20 protein-coding genes and 1 riboswitch are annotated in these 20609 nt (G+C 37.3%); of the genes, 7 read left to right on the top strand and 13 right to left on the bottom strand.

Annotated elements, in window-relative coordinates:
• Window positions 1-108: 108 nt before the first annotated feature.
• The 4 genes from WKH56_RS16895 to WKH56_RS16910 form a co-directional block, all read right to left on the bottom strand.
• Window positions 109-372: a DUF1292 domain-containing protein gene (locus tag WKH56_RS16895; protein WP_013057050.1), complete on the bottom strand. Its 264-nt coding sequence runs from the start codon at window positions 370-372 to the stop codon at window positions 109-111.
• Between the two features lie 86 nt (window positions 373-458).
• A complete protein-coding gene (locus WKH56_RS16900) occupies window positions 459-2183 on the bottom strand; it encodes a PAS domain-containing sensor histidine kinase (RefSeq protein WP_063248007.1) in 1725 nt (574 codons plus the stop codon).
• 160 nt (window positions 2184-2343) lie between these two features.
• A complete protein-coding gene (locus WKH56_RS16905) occupies window positions 2344-2658 on the bottom strand; it encodes a YckD family protein (protein ID WP_048020928.1) in 315 nt (104 codons plus the stop codon).
• A 73-nt stretch (window positions 2659-2731) separates the two neighbouring features.
• Window positions 2732-3850, bottom strand: coding sequence for an NAD(P)/FAD-dependent oxidoreductase (locus WKH56_RS16910; RefSeq protein WP_048020930.1), 1119 nt, complete (start codon window positions 3848-3850; stop codon window positions 2732-2734).
• 338 nt (window positions 3851-4188) lie between these two features.
• Between WKH56_RS16910 and WKH56_RS16915 the strand changes: the two genes are divergently transcribed.
• The 6 genes from WKH56_RS16915 to WKH56_RS16940 all read left to right on the top strand — a co-directional run bounded on the left by WKH56_RS16915 (window position 4189) and on the right by WKH56_RS16940 (window position 9388).
• Complete coding sequence (locus tag WKH56_RS16915) at window positions 4189-4701, top strand: CBO0543 family protein (RefSeq protein ID WP_025751926.1); 513 nt, start codon at window positions 4189-4191, stop codon at window positions 4699-4701.
• 66 nt (window positions 4702-4767) lie between these two features.
• Window positions 4768-4950: riboswitch (Lysine riboswitch) on the top strand.
• Between the two features lie 138 nt (window positions 4951-5088).
• Window positions 5089-6417: a diaminopimelate decarboxylase gene (lysA, locus tag WKH56_RS16920; protein ID WP_014460106.1), complete on the top strand. Its 1329-nt coding sequence runs from the start codon at window positions 5089-5091 to the stop codon at window positions 6415-6417.
• Window positions 6418-6467: 50 nt separating this feature from the next.
• Entirely contained in the window at window positions 6468-7730 is a 1263-nt protein-coding gene (locus tag WKH56_RS16925) for a dicarboxylate/amino acid:cation symporter (protein WP_033578970.1), read from the top strand.
• Window positions 7731-7868: 138 nt separating this feature from the next.
• The gene (locus WKH56_RS16930) at window positions 7869-8003 is read left to right on the top strand and encodes a hypothetical protein (RefSeq protein WP_013057043.1); all 135 of its coding nucleotides are present in this window, start codon (window positions 7869-7871) and stop codon (window positions 8001-8003) included.
• A 155-nt stretch (window positions 8004-8158) separates the two neighbouring features.
• Window positions 8159-8344: a hypothetical protein gene (locus WKH56_RS16935; RefSeq protein WP_028413357.1), complete on the top strand. Its 186-nt coding sequence runs from the start codon at window positions 8159-8161 to the stop codon at window positions 8342-8344.
• A 132-nt stretch (window positions 8345-8476) separates the two neighbouring features.
• Complete coding sequence (locus WKH56_RS16940) at window positions 8477-9388, top strand: LysR family transcriptional regulator (RefSeq protein ID WP_028413358.1); 912 nt, start codon at window positions 8477-8479, stop codon at window positions 9386-9388.
• A gap of 200 nt (window positions 9389-9588) precedes the next feature.
• On the opposite strand, the gene WKH56_RS16945 is transcribed toward WKH56_RS16940, so the two are convergent.
• The 6 genes from WKH56_RS16945 to WKH56_RS16970 all read right to left on the bottom strand — a co-directional run bounded on the left by WKH56_RS16945 (window position 9589) and on the right by WKH56_RS16970 (window position 15729).
• Entirely contained in the window at window positions 9589-10275 is a 687-nt protein-coding gene (locus WKH56_RS16945; protein ID WP_034266120.1) for an O-methyltransferase, read from the bottom strand.
• Window positions 10276-10527: 252 nt separating this feature from the next.
• Window positions 10528-11103, bottom strand: a complete 576-nt coding sequence (locus WKH56_RS16950) for a GNAT family N-acetyltransferase (RefSeq protein WP_310884456.1) — start codon at window positions 11101-11103, stop codon at window positions 10528-10530.
• 175 nt (window positions 11104-11278) lie between these two features.
• Window positions 11279-11752 carry a hypothetical protein gene (locus WKH56_RS16955; protein WP_033578967.1) on the bottom strand — a complete coding sequence of 158 codons (474 nt, stop codon included), beginning with the start codon at window positions 11750-11752 and terminating at the stop codon, window positions 11279-11281.
• 244 nt (window positions 11753-11996) lie between these two features.
• Complete coding sequence (locus WKH56_RS16960; RefSeq protein ID WP_310884455.1) at window positions 11997-13457, bottom strand: aminoacyl-histidine dipeptidase; 1461 nt, start codon at window positions 13455-13457, stop codon at window positions 11997-11999.
• A 195-nt stretch (window positions 13458-13652) separates the two neighbouring features.
• Window positions 13653-14429 (bottom strand): 3-hydroxybutyrate dehydrogenase, encoded by a 777-nt coding sequence (locus WKH56_RS16965; protein WP_028413363.1) that lies wholly within the window; start codon window positions 14427-14429, stop codon window positions 13653-13655.
• A gap of 19 nt (window positions 14430-14448) precedes the next feature.
• Window positions 14449-15729, bottom strand: a complete 1281-nt coding sequence (locus tag WKH56_RS16970) for a GntP family permease (RefSeq protein ID WP_342836106.1) — start codon at window positions 15727-15729, stop codon at window positions 14449-14451.
• Window positions 15730-16066: 337 nt separating this feature from the next.
• On the opposite strand from WKH56_RS16970, the gene WKH56_RS16975 reads away from it, so the two are divergent.
• Entirely contained in the window at window positions 16067-16666 is a 600-nt protein-coding gene (locus WKH56_RS16975; protein ID WP_014460120.1) for a DedA family protein, read from the top strand.
• A 41-nt stretch (window positions 16667-16707) separates the two neighbouring features.
• Here the strand turns inward: WKH56_RS16975 and WKH56_RS16980 are convergent, their stop codons facing one another.
• The 3 genes from WKH56_RS16980 to WKH56_RS16990 form a co-directional block, all read right to left on the bottom strand.
• The gene (locus WKH56_RS16980; RefSeq protein WP_034266108.1) at window positions 16708-18015 is read right to left on the bottom strand and encodes a CitMHS family transporter; all 1308 of its coding nucleotides are present in this window, start codon (window positions 18013-18015) and stop codon (window positions 16708-16710) included.
• 198 nt (window positions 18016-18213) lie between these two features.
• Window positions 18214-18921 carry a response regulator gene (locus tag WKH56_RS16985; RefSeq protein WP_310884454.1) on the bottom strand — a complete coding sequence of 236 codons (708 nt, stop codon included), beginning with the start codon at window positions 18919-18921 and terminating at the stop codon, window positions 18214-18216.
• Window positions 18918-20531, bottom strand: a complete 1614-nt coding sequence (locus WKH56_RS16990; RefSeq protein ID WP_342836107.1) for an ATP-binding protein — start codon at window positions 20529-20531, stop codon at window positions 18918-18920. The genes WKH56_RS16985 and WKH56_RS16990 overlap by 4 nt, the downstream gene beginning before the upstream one ends.
• Between the last annotated feature and the right edge of the window lie 78 nt (window positions 20532-20609).

Consider the following 20609-nt stretch of genomic DNA (forward strand, 5'->3'; position numbering starts at 1 on the left):
ACATATTTATCATAAATGAAGGGAAATAATTCAGCAAGATATTTTTAGAAAAATTCTAAATATTATATTATTTAGAAATAAAAAAAAGAGAGGTTGTAACCTCTCTTTTTACGCGGATGTCATTTCCTCAAATACGGCTGATACTTTTTCAAACTCATCATCATCTTCAATTGAAGACCATTCACCATCATCTTCAATTTTTAAAAAGAAAACATCAATTTCTTCTTCTGTTTCAATTAAAACTTCTTCCACAAACGCAACGGCAATATAATCGTGGCCTTCAATCGTCATTTTTCCAAGCACTTCAATATCTTGCTCTTGATCATTTTCATCTAAAATTGTAAAAATCTCTCCCGTTTCAATACGTTCCATCGTATTCCCTCCTATTTTAACCTCATTATTCGTTCACTAACATGTATTCCCCTTTAGAAAAGGTTTCATGCTTATAAAAGTAGAATCTACTTTTTAAAAGGCAAAAGAATGTCTACGGTAGTTCCTTTTCCAAGTTCACTTACAAAATTAATTTCTCCTCTATGTTCTCGAATGATCTTATAGCACACCATCAGTCCAAGCCCCGTTCCTTTCTCTTTCGTACTATAAAAAGGTTTTCCTAAATGCTGCATTCGTTCCTGCGTGATGCCTGGCCCCTCGTCGCTAAACCGGACAACAAGGTTCTCCTGATTAAATCTTTTTAGTTGAATCGTTACAGTTCCTCCACTTGGCATGGATTCGACGGCATTTTTAAATATATTGCTAAAGACCTGTTTTAACTGGTTTTCTTCGCATAATACGAGAGGAAGATGAAGATCAATCTCTTTTTTTACGTGAATTTTCTCTGTAATCCCCTGCACCTCAGCTAGCTTTAACGTGTTCTCTAAGATATCTTGGACGTGTTTGTCTTTGTAGGTTTTCGCCTGAGGCTTTGCAAGACTCAAGAACTCGTCGGCAATCAATTCGATTCTATCTAACTCATGATTTATCATTTCTACATAGTAAGGCTGACCGCTCGTTTCTTCTAATAACTGCATAAATCCTTTTACCGCTGTTAGAGGGTTTCTGATTTCGTGAGCGATACCCGCTGCTAACTGTCCGACTAAGGAAAGCTGAGCGGATTCACGCAGCAATTTTTCAGTTTTTTTACGTTCTGTAATATCACGAAACAAAACTTGAATGGCCTGCTTTCCCATATAGGGAATAGGAAAGGCAATGGTTTCGGCATCAATCGTATGACCGTCTTTATGAATAAACTTTTCTTCCTGCAGATCCACAGATTTATTTTCTGTTTTCATTCGATAAATTCGCTGTTTTACAACATCATAGTAATCAGGGTGAACAAACTGATAAACACAAGCTCCTAATACATCTTGAGGATTCTTGTATCCTAATGCTTTAGCTCCTGCAGGGTTGATATAATCAATTTTACCTTCACTATGAACGATAATTGCTTCCGGGGATAACTCAATCAAACTTCGGTAGCGCTGTTCGCTTTCTTTTAAAGCCGTCTCATCCTGCTTGCGCGATGTTATATCTCGATAGACAAACGCAATGCATAACGGCCAATCATTCATATTTTCAACGCGAAATAGTGTGACGCTTACATTAATTAAATGCCCGTCTTTATGCTGTCTGACCGTCTCAAATTCTGTTTTCGATTCCCCTGATTGAATAGTCTTATGAAGTTCGCACACGGGCTCCTTTAAAAACGAAGGTATAATCGGAAGAGGCTTTTGATGAATTTCTTCAAACGTCCAGCCAAATGTATTCTCAAACGCAGGGTTCACTTGAAGCGTTTTACCCTCTAAGTCAACGATAGCAACAGCATCTGCGTTATGATAAATAAAAGGCTGAATCTGTTCTTTTTTCTCCTGATAACTAGTTATATTCACGCAATGTCCCATAACTTCAGGTTTTTCTGTGTAAGATAAAGGGGTTAAGTTTACTACATAGCGTTTATCATTTATTTGAAGCTCGTACATAAGCTTTTTCTTTTTATTTAGCGCTTCAAAAAAATGCTCATACGAGACCCATTCTTCTAGAGGTATTTTTTGCTCAGAAACGCTTTCTCCTTGATACATACTGTAAACAAGATGGTCACCTTTTTGTTTGTAAGCAAATATGATTCCTAGAGCCTCAGCTGAATGATTTTCTGCATGTAATCGGACTATTTTTTTATTTTCGTTCATCGTTCATATTTACCTACCCCTCACTAGCATCTTTCCTACTCGTTCTCATTCTCTTAATTTTACATGAGGTGTTTAAAATTTACTAGATAAAGAAGCGGATATTTTCCATTCATTCACATAAAAAAGCGCCTGTATAGGCGCTTTTTTATGTGAATAGGAATTACTTTGAATGATGCATTTTATGACAGTGACGCTTCGGGACAAAACCATTTTGCTCCATATGCTGATAGCGATTTTCCATATGTGAAGAAATGTTTTGACTCTCCGTTTTGCTTAGCACGCCGTACTCCACATATTTTGAAAGTATTTCTTTCTTTTTTTCGAACATTTCTTTGTACAGAACGGATAATTCCTGCTTTTGCTGAGACGTCAGCTGCACGTCTTTTGTTTCTGGCTGAGGATTGTTTTCCGCTAATACAGGTGTCGCGCTCATAAATAAAAAAGCTGCTGCTGCACTTATCATAATCTTTCGCAAACAATCTACTTCCTTTCATCATATAGTAGTTATAGTTTGCGAACTTCTATTTGTTTTCATTCATTCTATTTGCTTAGGACTCAATAGCTCCTCTTACATCATAATCGCTAAGATCAATTTCCATTTCCATTTCAAGTGCTAATTTAGCCAGCTCTGAACCAAGATAAGGGCCCGACGTTAAGCCTGAAGCTCCGAGACCATTCGCTACTAGTATTCCTTCGTAAGCTGGAAGAGCCCCAATGACTGGCAAGAAGCCTGGAGTAAATGGTCGAAACCCTACCCTTGTTTCTAAGACTGTGCTTTCTGTTAAGCCAGGAGCAATTGATAAGGCCTTTGAAAAAATTTCATGAAGCCCCCCAGCCGTTACTCTCAAGTCATAACCCGTGTCGTTTTCATGTGTTGCTCCTATGACAATTTGACCTTGTTCAAACGAAAGAATATATTGGTCGCTTGGAGGCATTACAACGGGCCAGTCTTTTGTATCTAAATCAGGAAGATGCAAGTGGACAATTTGCGCTTTTTGAAAGCTTGCTAAAAATTTCACTCCAAGAGGCTCTAGTAATTGATTTGCCCACGCTCCTGCTGTCACGATTGTTGTACTTGCTAGAAGGGTTTGTCCATTTACGGCAACGCCCGTTACTTGATTATTTTCATAAAGTAGTTCTGCGTTTCCTTCTATTATTTTTGCACCGTTTTTCTTCGCTGCATTCACAAGTGCGTTTCGAAGAGCTCTTCCGTTAACGCGAGCGGCTCCACTAATATGAACTGAACTGTATTCTTCCGAAAGAGCCGGAAACAAAGCCTGTGTTTCTTTAGCGGATAAACGTGTAATCTCGCCTATTTCGGGGGCTTCTTCCCGACGCTTATATGCTCGTTCCTCCATTTTTTTAAGCTTTTGTTCATCAGTGTGTAAACTAATTGCTCCTACTCGCTTATATCCCGTATCCGTTTCTCCATCTTCTTCTAATTGCTGAATTAATGTTTGATAGTACTTGGCGCCGCCTTTTGCTAATCGGTACCATGCTTTATTTCGACGCTGCGAAAGCCACGGACAAACAATTCCTGCTGCTGCATCAGTAGCTTGACCAGCATCCTTGCGATCTATCAATGTCACATCTGCTCCTGCTTTTGCTAAATGATATGCCGTAGAAGCTCCAAGTACCCCAGCTCCAACTACGATGTATGTTTTCATACCAAAACACCCTTTTCTTTCTTCTAGTATTCTCATGCTATATGTATGCAATTTTAGCATAGCAAAAAAAGAAGTCACATACTAGGCGAAGCTATTTTAAGCTTATTTTTAAGCCTTGCTGACTTTGACATATAGCTCCTTTCGTCTCGTAAACAAAAGCGGTAGAAGTTCTTTTACCAAGATTATAACAGGGTGAAGAAAGCCGTAAATAGTGGTAATACGTCTTTAACGCTGTGGCTTACGGCTTTTCTATTATAGGTGCTGAATAAAAAAATGAAAGAATAAAACCACTATAATATGTAAATAAAAAGAAATAACCATTATTTTAAGGAGAGCGTATGCAATCTTCATTTGTATTATTTTTTATCATTCTTGGTTTACTATTTGGCAAGTGGCGAAGGTATCAAGAATACTACCCTACTTTGCTGTTTTGGGTCACGGGGAATTTGCTTTATGAAGTGCTGCTGTTTCATCACCGCGTATGGGTATTTCACCCTGTTGGTATTGATCATCTTTTTCTACCCGATCACCTAATGGTTTCTCTTGGAATAACCTTAATTATTTATCCGTTTGTTATACCGGTTTTTTTAGGAAGGCTGCCGCTGCATGTAAGCGGCCGGCTGTGGTGGATTCTTTTGTGGGCGCTTTTATTTACTGTGATTGAGTTCATTGCTTATGTTAATCACAGTATCACTCATCATTATGGATGGTCGCTGCTATGTTCTTTTCTCTTCAATATTGTCACGTTCTCACTTTTAGTCATTCATCAGAAGACAGCGCTGGCTGCTTGGATTCTATCTGGAAGCTTCATAGCTTTTTTATTTATCTTCTTTGATATTCCTATGCCTTAACTTTTCATTGACTAGACGGAGGAAAAGGAAATATAATAGGAGTTACATTTAAATATAATTTTCCTCTCTGAGAATAGAGGTGCATGAAATCAAGAGTCACTTATTGGAGACTAATGGAGTCTGTGAAGATAAGTAAAAGGGATTTCGTGCCGAAGTATATAAACATCCATTGTGTTCATATACTGGTTCAGTATTGAATAAATGCTGAGCTGTCACAAACCACTTGGTTTGTGGAGAGCTATTGAAGAGATGTTGATGCCTAGAATGTAATAATACTTTATTATTATGAAACCAAGACGCGTGAACATCACTTCACGGGTCTTTTTTGTGTTTTTCTACTGACCATCAAAGTTATAGTTGAATGATTTAAATGGAGGGATACGGATTATGTACTTACATGGAACGAGTAAAATTAACAGCAGCAATCATTTAGAAATTGGGCAGTGCGATACGGTCGAACTGAAAAAACAATACGGCACTCCCCTATACATCTACGATCAAGAATTAATTGAGACGAAATGCAAGGCCTTCCATTCAGCCTTTCAAAGAAGCGGATTTTCATATCAAATCGCATATGCAGGGAAAGCGTTTCTTTGTATGGAAATGGCTAGCCTTTTAACGAAGCTTGATATGTCATTAGATGTGGTCTCAGGAGGCGAATTATTTACAGCTCTTGAAGCGGGATATCCAGCTGAACGCATTCATTTTCATGGAAATAACAAAACGATTGAAGAAATTGAAATGGCTCTTGATGCGAATATTGGCTGTTTTGTTGTGGATAACTTTACCGAACTTGAAGTTTTACATGCCTTAGCAGCTGAGCGCAAACAGAAAGCATCTATTCTTCTGCGTGTTACTCCAGGGATTGAAGCCCACACACATGAGTATATTATGACCGGACAGGAAGACTCCAAGTTTGGATTTGGTCTTTCCAATGACCAGGCTATGAAAGCGGTAAGTTCTGCATTAGAAAAGCCTTACTACGATCTTTTAGGCATTCATTGTCATATTGGTTCGCAAATTTTTGAAGTAGATGGTTTTTCTCGCGCCATTGATATTTTAACTGATTTCTTATTCAGTATTCGTGATAAAATGGAATTTGAAGTAAAAGTTTTAAACGTAGGTGGTGGTTTTGGTATTCGTTATACCGAAAGCGACTCTCCACTTCCAGTTGAGTATTATGTAGATGCACTGACAGAAAAGCTAAGCCGCACGTTAACTGAACAGAATTATACCCTTCCGGAAGTCTGGATTGAGCCTGGAAGAAGCATCGTAGGAGAAGCAGGTACAACGCTTTATACAATCGGCTCAACGAAGGAAATTCCAGGTGTACGCAAATACGTAGGAATTGATGGCGGTATGACCGATAATATCCGTCCTGCTCTTTACGATGCAAAACATGAAGCTGTCTTGGCTAATAGAGTGACGGATAAAAAAGATGAAACAGTATCAATTGCGGGGAAATGCTGTGAATCAGGAGATATGCTTATTTGGGATATCGATTTACCGCGCGTTAATCAAGGAGATTTACTAGCAGTATCCTCTACAGGTGCCTACAACTATTCAATGGCTAGCAATTACAACCGTATTCCGCGCCCTGCTGTTGTATTTGTGAAAAATGGAGAAGCTCGTCTTGCTGTAGAGCGAGAAACATACGAAGATTTGGTGCGTAAAGATGTAAAGCCAGTCGTTACTACGTATGCAATGAGCAAATGATAGCTGTTCTTGCGTAGTAAAGAAGCTATTGTTGTTTGGAGGAAATCTATATGGTTTTAAGTGTATTTAAAACGTACAGATCATCGCTTATTCTGCTTCTCGCTATTTTAATTGGCGGGATAGCAGGATATGCTATCGGGCCCGATGTGGCAGTCGTAAAGCCCTTTGGTGATTTGTTTCTTAATTTAATGTTCATGATTATCGTTCCCCTTGTCTTTTTTAGTGTGGCTTCGGCGATCGCAAACATGAACGAAATGAAACGTCTTGGTAAAATTATGCTAGGTATCGCCGTTGTGTTTGTCGCCACTGCTGCTGTTTCAGCCGTTCTAGGCTTTTTAGGCGCATCACTTTACAATCCGCTGCACAACGTAGATACTTCTGCCATTAAAGAATTAATGGGTGACAGTGAAAATACAGCTGAAAAAATGACGCTTTTAAATCAGCTTGTTAGTACATTTACTGTACCTGATTTTGTTCAGTTATTTTCGAAAGAGCATATTTTACAATTAATTGTCTTTGCCGTTATCTTCGGTATTGCTACCACGATGGCTGGTGAAAAAGGACAGCCTATGGCGAAATTTCTGACTTCGGGTCAAGAAGTATCGATGAAAGTCGTTAAAATTGTCATGTACTATGCTCCAATTGGTTTAGGGTGCTATTTTGCTACTGTAGTAGGAGAACTTGGACCAAAGATCTTGCAAGGGTATGCTAGAGCATTTATTCTTTATTTATTAATTGCAATCGTTTACTATTTTGGCTTCTTTACGCTATACGCATGGATTGCTGGCGGTAAAGCAGGAATTAAGCTGTTTTGGAAAAATGCAGCTGCTCCTTCTATCACTGCTATTGCTACCTGTTCTTCCGCGGCATCTATTCCAGTCAATTTAGACGCAACAAAGAAAATGGGTGTGCCGCTGGATATTGCTGAAACAGTGATTCCATTAGGAGCAAACACCCATAAAGATGGTTCTGTTATCGGTGGTATTCTAAAAATTGTTTTCTTATTCAGTTTGTTCGGCAAAGATATGACGTCTGCTACGAGTATTTTGAGCATATTAGGCGTAGCCTTTTTAGTTGGAGCCGTAATGGGAGCAATTCCTGGAGGCGGTATGATTGGCGAAATGTTAATCATTACAATTTACGGATTTTCGCCAGAAGTTCTGCCCATCATTGCGGTCATTTCCACAATTATTGACGCCCCTGCTACGCTCTTAAACAGTACGGGAAATACAGTAACAGCGATGCTTGTTACAAGGTTTACAGAAGGAAAAGACTGGATTAACAAAATTATCACCACCGATAAAGTTGCCTAGTAAAAAAGCAAAGGGAACAGTCTTAGTGACTCTCCCTTTGCTTTTTTAGTGTGCAGTAATATCGATAGCCGTGTATAAAGTTTGTAAATACGCACATTCTATAGGTATGTTTCATAACCGGACTGGAGGTGTCGTCTAATGAGTAACGCTGCAGGAGGTTCAAAGAAGAATCAACCGAATGATGCGAATCACGTAAGTGCAGAAACAAAAGCTCATCAAAAACGTCTCACTGAGCAAAACAAACAAGAGCATCAAGCTGAAGAGCGAAAATAAAATGACGTCAAAGAACGTTTGGCACAGGCCCTGCGTTCTTTGACGTCATTTTATTTTGAGAGAGCTTAATGACGACGCTCTTTATAGGTCTATCGTACAACCTCCTTTCAAACTTTTACATATTCTATTAATAGGTTTGTAAAAGGAGGAATGATATGGTGTTTTCTTGGATAGAGATTACAGCTGCAGCCTTTGGGCTTTCAGTTATTTTGATAAGTTTTGCATTTTTGCCCGAACGTACAGGCAAAAATCTTTATATTCCTCATCAGCTAGTAGCAAAATCTATGTTTCTCTATAAAAAGATTATTGGTTTTATAAATCAATTTCGACAGAAACTTTAGTTCATTTCCTTTCCTCGTTTTTATTCATTGGATAGCTCCCTTTTTTAATCAGCGCATTTACAGTAAATAATTTAATGGTTAAAATAAAGAGTAAAAAAAAAGGATAAGCAGTTTGCAGAAATGGAGTTTCACATGGAAATCAGAGACTTAGAATACTTTATAGAGGTAGCGAATCATAAAAATTTTACAAAGGCAGCGCTGCAAGTTCATTTGTCACAAACGGCTTTAAGTAAAGCCGTCAAAAAAGTAGAAAATGAACTAGGATTTGAGCTTCTTGACCGTTCAACAAGAGAATTAAAGCTAACCGATGCAGGAGAAGTCGTGTATCATCAGGCAACTAAAGCGCTGTCGGTGTTAAAAGACATGCCTCACTTGTTGGGCGATTTAATGAACTTGCAAACAGGGCAAATCAAGATGGGAATCCCTCCGCTCATCGGGACCTTGTTTTTCCCGAAGATTGCAAAAGCATTTAATGAACAATACCCTAAAGTATCTCTAGAGCTTATTGAATTTGGAGCAAAAAAAATTGAAGCCCTTGTGGAAGAGGCTGGTGTAGATATGGGGATTGTTATGCTTCCTCTCACAAGCGGTCATGATGAGCATTTTCACGTATACCCGTTCGTTAAGGAGAGATTCCTTTTATACGCCCATAAAAACCATCCTTTAGCGAAACGTTCTTCCGTCTGGATGAAAGAATTGGAGCATGAAAAATTCATTATGTTCAGTGAAGAATTTACGCTGCACGACCGGTTAATTCAAGATGCTTTAAAATCAGGATTTGTGCCTTCTATCGCATATAAAAGTTCTCAATGGGATTTAATTATTGAATTAACAGCAGCAGAACTAGGTATTGCTATTTTACCCGAATCGCTTTATGCCAAAGTGAAAGATTCCAATATTATTACGGTACCTATTGCGGATCCTGAAATGATGTGGGAACTTGGAATTATTCTGTTAAAAGAACGCTACAGTTCATTCGCTGTAAGAGAGTTGATTAATTTTCTGACAGCAAAGCAAATAACAAATAAGTTGGACGCAAATTAAATAGAGGCTGGGAGATAACGAAATCAATCCACAGCTAGAAGCACCTACGCCTACACACATGAAATTTACGTTCACTATCACCATGAAAAAATCCGACCGAGGAATCGAGATTCTCCATCAAGAATTTGAATTCATCGGTCGGATTTCCCTTCACCAAAACTACTTTTGTCCCAGCCTCTTTATATGTAACACGAGTTCTATCATTCAACAATCCCTACAATGAATCCATCATAGCCTTTGCTTCCAACGGTTTGTATAGCCGTGGCGCTGATTCGTTTTTCTTGAGCCAGAGCATCCATAAATTGTCGAATTCCCTTTACATTTTCATCTTCACTTTCTGAGTTCACCACATGCCCTTGACGAACAACATTATCACAAATAATCGTACTTCCTCGTTTCGATAATTCTAGAGCCCACTTTAAGTAATTTGGGTTATTCGGCTTGTCAGCATCAATAAAGATAAGATCAAACGGCTCTGTTCCCTTATCCTTTAATACAGCTAATGTATCAAGCCCGGGGCCGACAATGACTTCTACTAAGTGGCTTACTCCCGCTCTTTTTAAATTTGCTCGTGCTACTTCTGCATGCTGAGCGCTTAATTCGAGCGTAATCAGCTGTCCATCTTTCGGAAGAGCTCTGGCTAGCCAAATCGTGCTGTACCCTCCAAGAGTACCAATTTCCAAAATGCGTTTAGCCCCTTTTAATGAAGCTAACAAATGCAGAAACTTTCCTTGACTAGGCGATACGTCGATGGCAGGTAATCCAGCCTCTTGATTTGCCTTCAATACCTCATCAAGAATAGGGTCAGGTTGTATGAGCTTATCATTCATATAAAGATCCACTTCATTCCAAATTTCATATATAGACATTTCCATACTCCTCCACATAAGTGATAAAAGCTTTATTATTCAAAGATACGAATATGTTTTTCTCATATTCAGCTTGTTGCCGTAATCGTTCGTATTATGAATGTATTCTAGCTCTCTAATAAACTATCCTGCTCGCTCTTAAAAAGAATTGTTATATGTCCATAAAAAAAAGACCTTCAGAGAGGTCTTTTTTATCTTTAAATAATCGTAGCTCAATCAGTAGAAAATAGCCGGTACCTTTCTACCGGCTATTTTCTAGAAGACATCTTATTATCCGTTATGACTGAACTTAAATACCATCGGTGTACGTTCTGTTTCTATTTTCCAAATCATGTGATGATATCCTTTGCTCCAGTAATCTTTTACTAAGTAATCGGGAATTCCAAATATGTTTTTCCATACTTTCTGAGCATTCTTGTATCCGCTATCCAAACAAAATTTTTTAATTTCTCTGCTTTGAAGCGTAAGCAGCATAATATGTATAAGCAGTGTTCCTACCCCTTTTCTTTGGTACTTTGGATGAACAAAAACTGTGCCGATTTCAATCCATCCTTGCAGCTCCCCTTTTGTACACGCCATAATTAATTCACTAACAGGGCCATATTCAATGCAGCCAATAATCTTATTGGTGCACGTATCTATTCCGAGCCAAAAGAATCGACATTTCCCATCGCTATCAAGGTCACTTTTTAAATATTGTTCTTTACTTTCAATTTCTATTTGTATATCGTTCACCATGTCAGATAGACCCTCTCTATGAAAGGTATCTGTGATCACTTCATTAAAAAGCTCGTGGAGTTCTGCGCTGTCCTCTATTTTTGGTCTTCTTATTTCAATATGATTCAATGTTCATCCCTCCTGATTATTTCACTGCCAAATATGAAGCTTTACTTTTATTATTTATCAATATATGTTGATAATCCTTTTCTTTTTCTACAGTTTTCCCAACAAAAAAAGCACGAGAAGCTTTAAGTTCTCGTACTTTTTTATAATATGGATTCTGCTTTTCTATTGGGAACTGTTAATACTGATTCACAAAGCTCTGGATTTTACATACGAATTCAGAAAGATTCTCCTTTATCTCTTTATCCTCTGTTTTCGCTACTTGCTCTTGTATGGCATCAATCATTAAACGTGCTCTTTTAGGATCTATAGAGGCCGGCTGGCTGCTATTGTTTGATAGACTTTTTAAAATTTGATTGGTCATTTTGTTTTTATCATGAATATAAAATAACATTTGAGGAACTTGATTAATTAACAAATTTACATACCTGCGAAACTCCTCTATCTCATATAATTCTCTTGAAGTACCTTTAAAGCCATCAACGGAAAGCATAAGACTCTGGTAGCCTTTATCACTGCGTTGATTAAGTGCTTTAATGACTTTTAAAAATCGATCGAACTTTAGATAACGTATTTCGTCTTTCTTTAATTCTAAAAATTCAATTTCTCCTTTTTCTAAAAAAGGATCTTTGATAAGACTATTATCATTCATATACATTCTCTCCCTACTAATTTATTAGTTGCAGAGCTTGTTTTGAATTCATTTGTCTATCGTTTTAATAATTGTTTACCTCTTCTAGGACCGTTTTAAAACCTTTATTTGTAAAACGCTTACATAAATGTTCTCAATTGCCTGACGCGTTGATGGAACCCTATTTATTATCTGATAAATGACGAATGAAAAAGAGCTCCTTTACAGAAGCTCTCTTTTTAAGATTATAGGAATGCTGATAACTTTATATCTTATTTGCCTCTTTTAATACTGCTAATAAGTATTCCCATGTCTTAAGAGTAGACGGAATGCTCAGGTGTTCATCAGGTGTATGAACGTCGTACATATCGGGTCCGAGCGAAATGGCATCTAATCCAGGGATTTTTTCTAAGAAAATACCGCATTCAATTCCAGCATGGATGGCGATGATCTCCGCCTCTTCACCATACTTTTCTTTGTAAACCTTTTTACATAATTCGCGAATTTTTGAATCTCCATTGTACGCCCATTCAGGATAATTACCTTTTGTTTCAACTCTTCCCCCGACTACCTGAGCAAGTATGCGCACTTGACTTACTATTTTTTCTTTTAAGCTTTTTACTGAGCTGCGAATTTCATTTTGAAAAACAACCTCAGATTCTGTCGTCGTGATCACACCTAAGTTGGTAGAAGATTCTACTAATCCTTCAATATTCATACTCATGCTTTGAACGCCGTTTGGTGTTAGCATAATAGCTTGTACAATTCGTTCTGTCGTTTCTCTTGTAAAACATTTCTCAACGGAAGAAAATTTGTTTATTTTTACATATACGCTCGGATCAGCCGCTTGTAATTCATTTTTTACTATTTCGTTCCACTCACGAATCTTATTTTCTAGCTTTCCTACCTCAGAAGGCTCAACTGATAGAATTGCTTCTGATTCACGGGGAATTGCATTTGATTTTAATCCTCCGCTAATGCTGCTTAAAGAATAGGGAAGTTCTTGTTGTAAATCATATAAAACTCTCCCTAGCAGTTTATTCGCATTTCCTCTTTCTTTGTCAATTTCCATTCCGGAATGTCCGCCGCGCAGTCCTCCGATGCTTAAGCTATATGTTTCTGAGTTATTGGAAGACGACTCCCAGTTTAGAGGAATACGAAGCACGCCTTTTACCCCGCCTGCGCTGCTGACAAGGAGCTTTCCGTCCTCTTCTGTATCAAGGTTAATAAAGATTTTCCCTTCAAAATAAGCTGGATTTACAGCAATGGCTCCGCCCATAGTCGTTTCTTCTTCAGTGGTAATGACTACTTCAAGAGAGGGGTGCGCTATATTTTGAGCATCTAGTAAAGCCAGTGCATATGCAACGGCAATCCCGTTATCAGCTCCTAGCGTAGTACCATTTGCATAAAGCATATCTTCAACAATTCGCAGTTGAAGAGGATCTTTTTCAAAGTCATGGACAGTTCCTTTATTTAACTCGCATACCATGTCCATATGTCCTTGCAAAATGATAGCTGGAGCATGTTCATATCCTTTAGTTGCCGGCTTTTTAATGATTACATTTAAAGCTTCGTCTTGGATAACCTCAAGGCTTCTTTCTTTTGCAAAAGAAACTAAATAGTTACTAATTTCTTTTTCATTTCCAGATTCTCTAGGAATAGCTGAGATTTCGTTAAAGAAATAGAAAACCGGATGTTTAATTAATTCATTTACTGTTTGCACCATATGTATCATCCTTTCTAATCTGTACGCTTTTTTATCCTACTATTTATCTTGACAGTAGAAATAGCATATGAGGCTTTTTTTATGTATCGCCTAGTTATATTTTAACGTTGATTAACTCAATAGAATAGATATAACCTAAAAAAGCATAAATGAGCCCGTTGGACTCATTTATGCTTTTAATGATTTGTTCTATTTTTATTGAGCTGTATATCCGCCGTCCATTACTACCGCTTGACCAGTTACACCTTTTGCTTTATCACTCGCTAAGAAGATAGCGTAGTCAGCAATTTCGCTCACGTCTAGTAATCTTTTTTGAGGGACTAAAGGATAAATAACTTCTTCAAGAACGCTTTCTAATGGTACGTTTCTTGTTTTAGCTAAACCATCTAACTGACCTCTCACTAGTGGTGTATCCACATAACCAGGACAAAGTGCATTAACCGTAATACCGTGTGCTGCACCTTCAAGAGCAGCTACTTTTGTTAGCCCAATTACACCGTGTTTGGCACTGTTATAAGCTGCTTTGCCTGCAAAACCGATTAAACCGTTGATAGAAGAAACGTTAATAATACGTCCGAACCCTTGTTTTTTCATAATCGGAAATGCGTGCTTAATCGCCATAAATGGAGCTGTTAGCATAATTTTAATCATTAACTCATACTTTTCAGTTGGAAACTCTTCGATTGGAGAAACATGCTGCAAACCAGCGTTGTTAATGAACGTATGAACCGCTCCAAAATGTGCGTTTGCTGTTTCAATTAAATGTTTGATTTCTTCTTCTTTTGTTACATCCGCTTTGACACCAAGTGCTTCGAATCCAGCTTCACGAAGATTTTGTGCTGCAGCTTCTACGGCAGTTTGATCAATATCAGATAACACAATTTTCCCGCCGTTTTCAGCGAATCGTTTACCTATTTCAAATCCAATTCCTCTTGCTGCTCCTGTGATTACAATTACTTGATTTTCAACCATGTGTATTCTCCTCCTGTTTTTAAATAATACCGGCTGCCGCTAATGCGACTCCTGCAAATAAAGCGATTGTCGGGATGATAAATGCAACAACAAATACGTCTTTATACGTTTCTTTATGCCGAAGACCAGTTACAGCTAATAGCGTTAACAACGCACCGTTATGCGGTAAAATAGATGCACCTGACGCAACGCTTGCAATACGGTGAAGCGCATCGGCGCTTAAATTCGTCGTTTGAGACAAGTGATACCACGTATCTCCTAATGCTTGAAGCGCAATACCCATACCACCGGATGCTGAACCCGTGATCATCGCTAGCACTTGAACGCTTAACGCTTCTGAAACGAGCGGATTACTCGAAATGTTTAGTAGTACGTGCGTGACATCTTTAAACTCTGGAACTGCTGTAATAACCGAGCCAAAGCCTACTGCTGCACTCGTGTTAATAACAGCCATTACGGATCCTTTTGCTCCTTCATTTATAGAAGAAATAAACGTCTTATAGTGTTTGAAATTAATAAGTAAAATAGAAAAAATACCAATTAATAATGATACGATAGGCTCCCATTTTAAAACGTTTAATGTCACGACAACGATAATCAGCGGTAAAATAGCTAACATTACATTCATCGAGTCCTGCTCTTCACTTGCGGCAACCGATGATTCATTAGGCTCAGTAAACCCTTGATTTTTAGCTTTTAATTTTTTATCGCGATAAGCTAACCATAAATAGCCTCCCACTGCCATAATAAGACCTGAGACAATTCCAATAATCGAACCGGACATTGCATTGGTTTTAAATGTAGCAGTCGGAATCAGATTTTGAATTTGAGGCGTACCTGGAATCGCTGTCATTGTAAATGTAAATGCTCCGAGTGCAATGGTTGCTGGCAGTAAATTTCGCGATACGTTAGCTTCTCGAAATAATACGATTGCTAAAGGATAAATCGCAAAGACAACAACGAATAAACTGACTCCGCCGTATGTCAAAATGGCTGAAGCAATCAGCACCCCTAAAATGGCTCTTTTACTTCCAAACAATTTAGCAATGCGCTGCGCTAGCGACTTAGCTGCGCCTGTATCTTCCATTAGCTTTCCAAAGACGGCTCCTAATAAAAAGATGGGGAACCATTTTGCAGCGAAATCTACAAACCCTCCCATATACACATCTGTATAAGTAGGCAGTACTTTTAAACCGCTAAAATAAGCAACAAACGTAGCGACAACAGGTGCCACCCAGATAATAGACCATCCTAGATAAGCAAAAAACATCAACAATAACAATCCTACAATAATAACCACACGGTAACCTCCTTTCCTTTTAATACATATACATAATGGATTATTTCACAACACAACAAGTTTACACCCGTTATTTTTATAAGTAAAATGAATAAAAGGAATCAAAACTATGAATAAAAGTCGTAGTTTATTTAAAAATTCAAACTCAATTATTTTTTTCCTATAATTTTACTTTGAGTAGAAGCTATAAAATATACTTCCTTCTTTTTTCCTTGTACAAGCTAAGTTTTTTTCTGTTATATCCCGCGCTCTTCCTTTATTTTCTTTTTTCTTATAAGTTTTTCCGAACATATAGATGGGTATTTGAATGTTATGACACAGAAAAAGAGGCGATCTTATGCTACACTTCATAACAGACTTACTGAAACAATTTGGAATTTGGGGACTTTTAAGCGGACTGGCCATTGAGGCTTCCTCCCTGCCGTTTCCTGGTTCTCTTCTCACCCTTACCTACGGATACTTATTAAACATGCACATAGTGAAATTATTATTAATCGCTCTTGCAGGAAGCGCCGTTTATACAGCTTTTAGCTTTATACCGTATGGGATAGGCTATAAATTAGAAGATAAGGTAAAGAAAAAATTATCAAAAAAGAAAAAAGCATTTGAGAAATCGCAAAAATGGTTTAAAAAATGCGGATTATGGAGTATTGCGATTGCTCGTCCTTTAGGGCTCGGCAACTACATTTCTTACCTTTCAGGGCTATCTAAAGTAAAACCTATGCCGTTTGCTCTGCTCACATTTCTTGGTATCTTTCCTTTGAATATTGCCATGCTTTGGCTAGGACAAATCGGAAACTTTAAGTCCATTCAGTCTTTTATCTCAGATGCACAAACTTATATTCTAATTGCAGCGGTAGTGGCTGTATGCGGATTTTTAATTTATAAGTTCTATTTTAAAAAGAGCAGCTGCAGCGAACAGTCTAGTTCAACTTAAGATTAAGAATATAAAAAAAGACCCCGAGGGGTCTTTTTTTATTAAATAGAAATAACACCTAAGATTAATGCAGCTAGTGTCATCACCGCCGTAGTTCCTAGCGCCCACTTAATTAAAAATCGTTGCAAATCACTAAATTCAATTCCTACCATTCCAATTAATAAGTGAGCTGCTGCTACCAAGGGACTTATCACGTGAACAGGTTGTCCTAAGATAGCAGCTCTTCCAATTTCAGCTGCGCTAATGCCATAACTTTCGGCAGCTTGAGCAATAATCGGCAATACGCCAAAATAAAAAGCATTATTAGACATAAAAAATGTAAAAGGAGCACTTAAAAATGCTACTACAACTGGCAAAAAAGGGCCCATTGCATCTGGAATTATTCCTACAAGTGTATTTGCCATAGCATCAATCATCTTTGTTCCAGACATAATTCCTGTAAAAATACCTGCTGCAATAACAATTGAAACGACGGCTACCGCATTATTTGCATGAGATGAAATTCGCTGCTGTTGATCTTTGATGTTTGGATAATTTATTAGTAATGCAATAGCGAATGCTACCATGAACAAAAGCATCAGCGACATGAAGTCCATAATTAAGCACACCATAAGACTAACGGTAAGCAGAAAATTAAACCATACTAACTTAGGACGTCGATAGTCTGAATATTGCACTGTTCCCTCTACTTCATGTGCGTGTGCAATTTCATTTGCAGAATGTTTAATATTGATAACTCCTAACCTTTTTCTTTCCCTTCTTCCAAGTACAACAGAAACAAATAGAACCCATAGAAGCCCAAAACCCATTACAGGTATCAAAGGCAAAAACAACTGAGATGAATCCAAATTTAATGAACTCATAGCCATAGCAGAAGCGCCTCCCCACGGAGTCATATTCATAACTCCCATAGATAGCATCGCTACTCCTGCAAGGATAAGTGGATTCATTTCTAAGCGTTTATATAGCGGAAGCAAAGAAGAAACCGTTATCATATATGTAGTAGTTCCATCCCCATCTAAAGCAACCATCATTGAAAGCACAGCAGTTCCTACAACGATTTTTAGAGGATCTCCTTTTACAACCTTTAAAATGAATGAAACAAGAGGGTCAAACAATCCTGAATCAATCATCAACCCAAAATATAAAATAGCAAATAAAATCATAATAGCTGTAGGCGCAATGTCTTTTACACCCTCGAGCATCATAGGTCCCATTCCACTAGCAAAACCGCCTATTAGACCAAATATGATGGGGATAATGATAAGAGCAACCATTGGGGTAAGTCGTTTTGACATAATTAAATACATGAAGACTGCAACCATTAAAAATCCTAATAAAGAAAGCACAGATATTTTTCCTCCTTTTTTGATAACGTTTTCATTTTTATTTGCTACACGTTACTAAAAAGGTATCACTTGTTGAAGCTGGTTCATAGATAACCAACATAAGTTTAATATCTTTTATAAAAGTAATTTTTTTCATTTTTTTCATGCATCATTTCTACATAAAAACGAGATAGCGGATAAAAACCCACTATCTCGTTTTTATGTAAGATTAGTTACTCGATATTTCCGTTCGGGCCTCCCTACACTTCCATACACTATTTCAACCTGCATTTCCTTACACGATACTAGATACTCTAAATACCTTCTCATTGTTGAATAACTGATACCGACTAATTGAGCAAACTCATCTACATTCAAGCTTTCCTGAACTTTGCAAACTTTATCTCTTACCAAACGAAGAGTATGTTTATCAATACCTTTAGGAAATGCTGTTACTGCAGCCGCTGATTGATCGCGGCGACTATGATGTGTTCTAAATAAATGGTCTATTTTTTCTTGATTAATCATTTTATTTTCAGTTAATTCTATTCTCGTAGACTGATAATGTTTTAAAGTAGATAAAAATTTATCAATAATTACAGGTTTCACCAAATAACCAAACGCTCCGCCTCTTATTGCTTCTCCTACTGTTTCAACATCATTGGCTGCCGTTATTAAAATAATGTCGATTCCTCGATACTTCTTTCTAATTTCCCATAGCAGTTCTACTCCATTGATATCTGGCAAAAAGACATCTAATAAAATTAATTGCGGTGTAAATATTGTCAGTAATTCTAAAGCCTGTTCTCCAGATCCTGCTGTCGCAACAACAGTGAAATGCTCTAGTTTCTTAGTAAATTGTTCATAAATTTGTGCAGCTGTAGAATCATCTTCTATAATCATGACATTAATTTGATTTTCAGTCATATCGATTCTTCCTTTTCATTATTTAATAGCTTTGGGATAACTAATGTGAATCTTGCTCCCTGTAACATACTTTTGCTTATGTATAGTTCACCTTTAAGCAACTCTACAGATCTTTTAACAATGGTCAATCCAATCCCGTGATTTTCACCTTTTTTCGTTGTGTAACCATCTATAAAAATCATATTTTCTACTTCTTTTGATATCCCTTGTCCATTGTCTTCAACTTCAAAAATCAGGTCGTTTCCTACATCTGTAAAAGATACTAGCACGTTCCCTTTATGTTCTCGCACAGCCTCGAGCGCATTATCAATTAAATTCCCCAAGATGGAAACAACGTTTTTTGCCTCTTCGATATCTAAAGTACTTGTTAAGTTACTATCTTGATCAATTTCTAAAGTGACGTCTAATTCTTTCGAACGATTGATTTTCCCAAGTAAGCAGGCAGCAATCAAAGGATCCTTCACAGAAGACATTAAAAAAGAAAGAATATCTTGGCGTTCCTTTACCTCTGATGAAATCATTTGCATGACATGCTCATATTTCTTTAACCTTAATAACCCGTAAATCACGTTCAGCTTATTTAAAAATTCGTGATTTTGAGCGCGTAAATTATCAGAGAACATTTTAATTTTAGAAATCTCTTCAGTCAATTCTTCAATTTGTGATAAAGTTCTTATGGTAAGAACGATACCTTGCACTTCTTTTTTTCTTACAATAGGAGATAAATCTAAAATATACTGCTGACCATCTAGTAGAAGGGATTGGTTAGAATACACGCATTTCTCTTCTATTGCTTGATCAATTAGCTGTCCTAAACGGGTGTTCTTTATCTCTCCTCCTATTGCTAAATGAAGGTTATCAAAGAGCTCTCTAGCCCTTCTATTCATCGACGTTACATATTTTTCGACATTTACAGTAACAGTAGCATCTCGAATAGATTCAAGGGTAGCCTCTTTTTCTTTAAAAAGAAAGGAAATTTCCTCTGGTTCCAGTCCAAATATTAGTCTTTTTACCCGCCTTGCAATAAAGAAAGCTCCAAATGCTCCAATAAGAAAAGGAATACAGGACAATTTAATAATTTTTATTCTATAATCATTAATCTGTTTTTCTATATTGCTTACAAGAAATCCTACCGAAGAAACACCTATAACGTTTCCTTGGTTATCCCATATGGGGGTTTTGGCTTTAATTGCAAAGCCTGAAATTCCTTTTCCTTTATAAATAATGGATTGATGCTTCTTTAAAGAAGCTTCATTGCTTGTTTTGGTATGTTTTCCAATGTAACTACTATTGGGATGAGAATAGCGTATTCCTTTATCATTGGCGATGGTGACATAATCTGCCCCTGTGGTTTTTCTTATTTTTTCAGCAACAGGTTGGATGTGCTCAGAAGGATTTTTCTGCTTAAAAGCTTTTACAATCATTTTATCTTCAGAAGCTAATTTTGCTACTGTCATAGCTTGATTACCTATATATTTTTCGACAATTTCATCTACCATTGCAGAAAATAAGATGCATACAAGGACGGTACTAACAAGAATAACTACAGTGATGAGTAATGTAATTTGGGCAAGTAAACTAAGTCTTCTATTCACGTAAAGAGAACGCATACATTCCTCCTTTTAAGGAATTAATAATGAAATAAAATACCGTCTTTTGTTTTAAGTTTAGCATAAAAAAAAGGAAGT

This window comes from Priestia sp. SB1 (genome assembly GCF_038898415.1).

Coding starts and splice junctions, on each gene's coding strand:
- WKH56_RS16895 (WP_013057050.1), bottom strand. CDS start 372: ATGGAACGTATTGAAACGGGAGAGATTTTTACAATTTTAGATGAAAAT.
- WKH56_RS16900 (WP_063248007.1), bottom strand. CDS start 2,183: ATGAACGAAAATAAAAAAATAGTCCGATTACATGCAGAAAATCATTCA.
- WKH56_RS16910 (WP_048020930.1), bottom strand. CDS start 3,850: ATGAAAACATACATCGTAGTTGGAGCTGGGGTACTTGGAGCTTCTACG.
- WKH56_RS16915 (WP_025751926.1), top strand. CDS start 4,189: ATGCAATCTTCATTTGTATTATTTTTTATCATTCTTGGTTTACTATTT.
- lysA (WP_014460106.1), top strand. CDS start 5,089: ATGTACTTACATGGAACGAGTAAAATTAACAGCAGCAATCATTTAGAA.
- WKH56_RS16925 (WP_033578970.1), top strand. CDS start 6,468: ATGGTTTTAAGTGTATTTAAAACGTACAGATCATCGCTTATTCTGCTT.
- WKH56_RS16930 (WP_013057043.1), top strand. CDS start 7,869: ATGAGTAACGCTGCAGGAGGTTCAAAGAAGAATCAACCGAATGATGCG.
- WKH56_RS16935 (WP_028413357.1), top strand. CDS start 8,159: ATGGTGTTTTCTTGGATAGAGATTACAGCTGCAGCCTTTGGGCTTTCA.
- WKH56_RS16940 (WP_028413358.1), top strand. CDS start 8,477: ATGGAAATCAGAGACTTAGAATACTTTATAGAGGTAGCGAATCATAAA.
- WKH56_RS16945 (WP_034266120.1), bottom strand. CDS start 10,275: ATGTGGAGGAGTATGGAAATGTCTATATATGAAATTTGGAATGAAGTG.
- WKH56_RS16955 (WP_033578967.1), bottom strand. CDS start 11,752: ATGAATGATAATAGTCTTATCAAAGATCCTTTTTTAGAAAAAGGAGAA.
- WKH56_RS16960 (WP_310884455.1), bottom strand. CDS start 13,457: ATGGTGCAAACAGTAAATGAATTAATTAAACATCCGGTTTTCTATTTC.
- WKH56_RS16965 (WP_028413363.1), bottom strand. CDS start 14,429: ATGGTTGAAAATCAAGTAATTGTAATCACAGGAGCAGCAAGAGGAATT.
- WKH56_RS16975 (WP_014460120.1), top strand. CDS start 16,067: ATGCTACACTTCATAACAGACTTACTGAAACAATTTGGAATTTGGGGA.
- WKH56_RS16985 (WP_310884454.1), bottom strand. CDS start 18,921: ATGACTGAAAATCAAATTAATGTCATGATTATAGAAGATGATTCTACA.
- WKH56_RS16990 (WP_342836107.1), bottom strand. CDS start 20,531: ATGCGTTCTCTTTACGTGAATAGAAGACTTAGTTTACTTGCCCAAATT.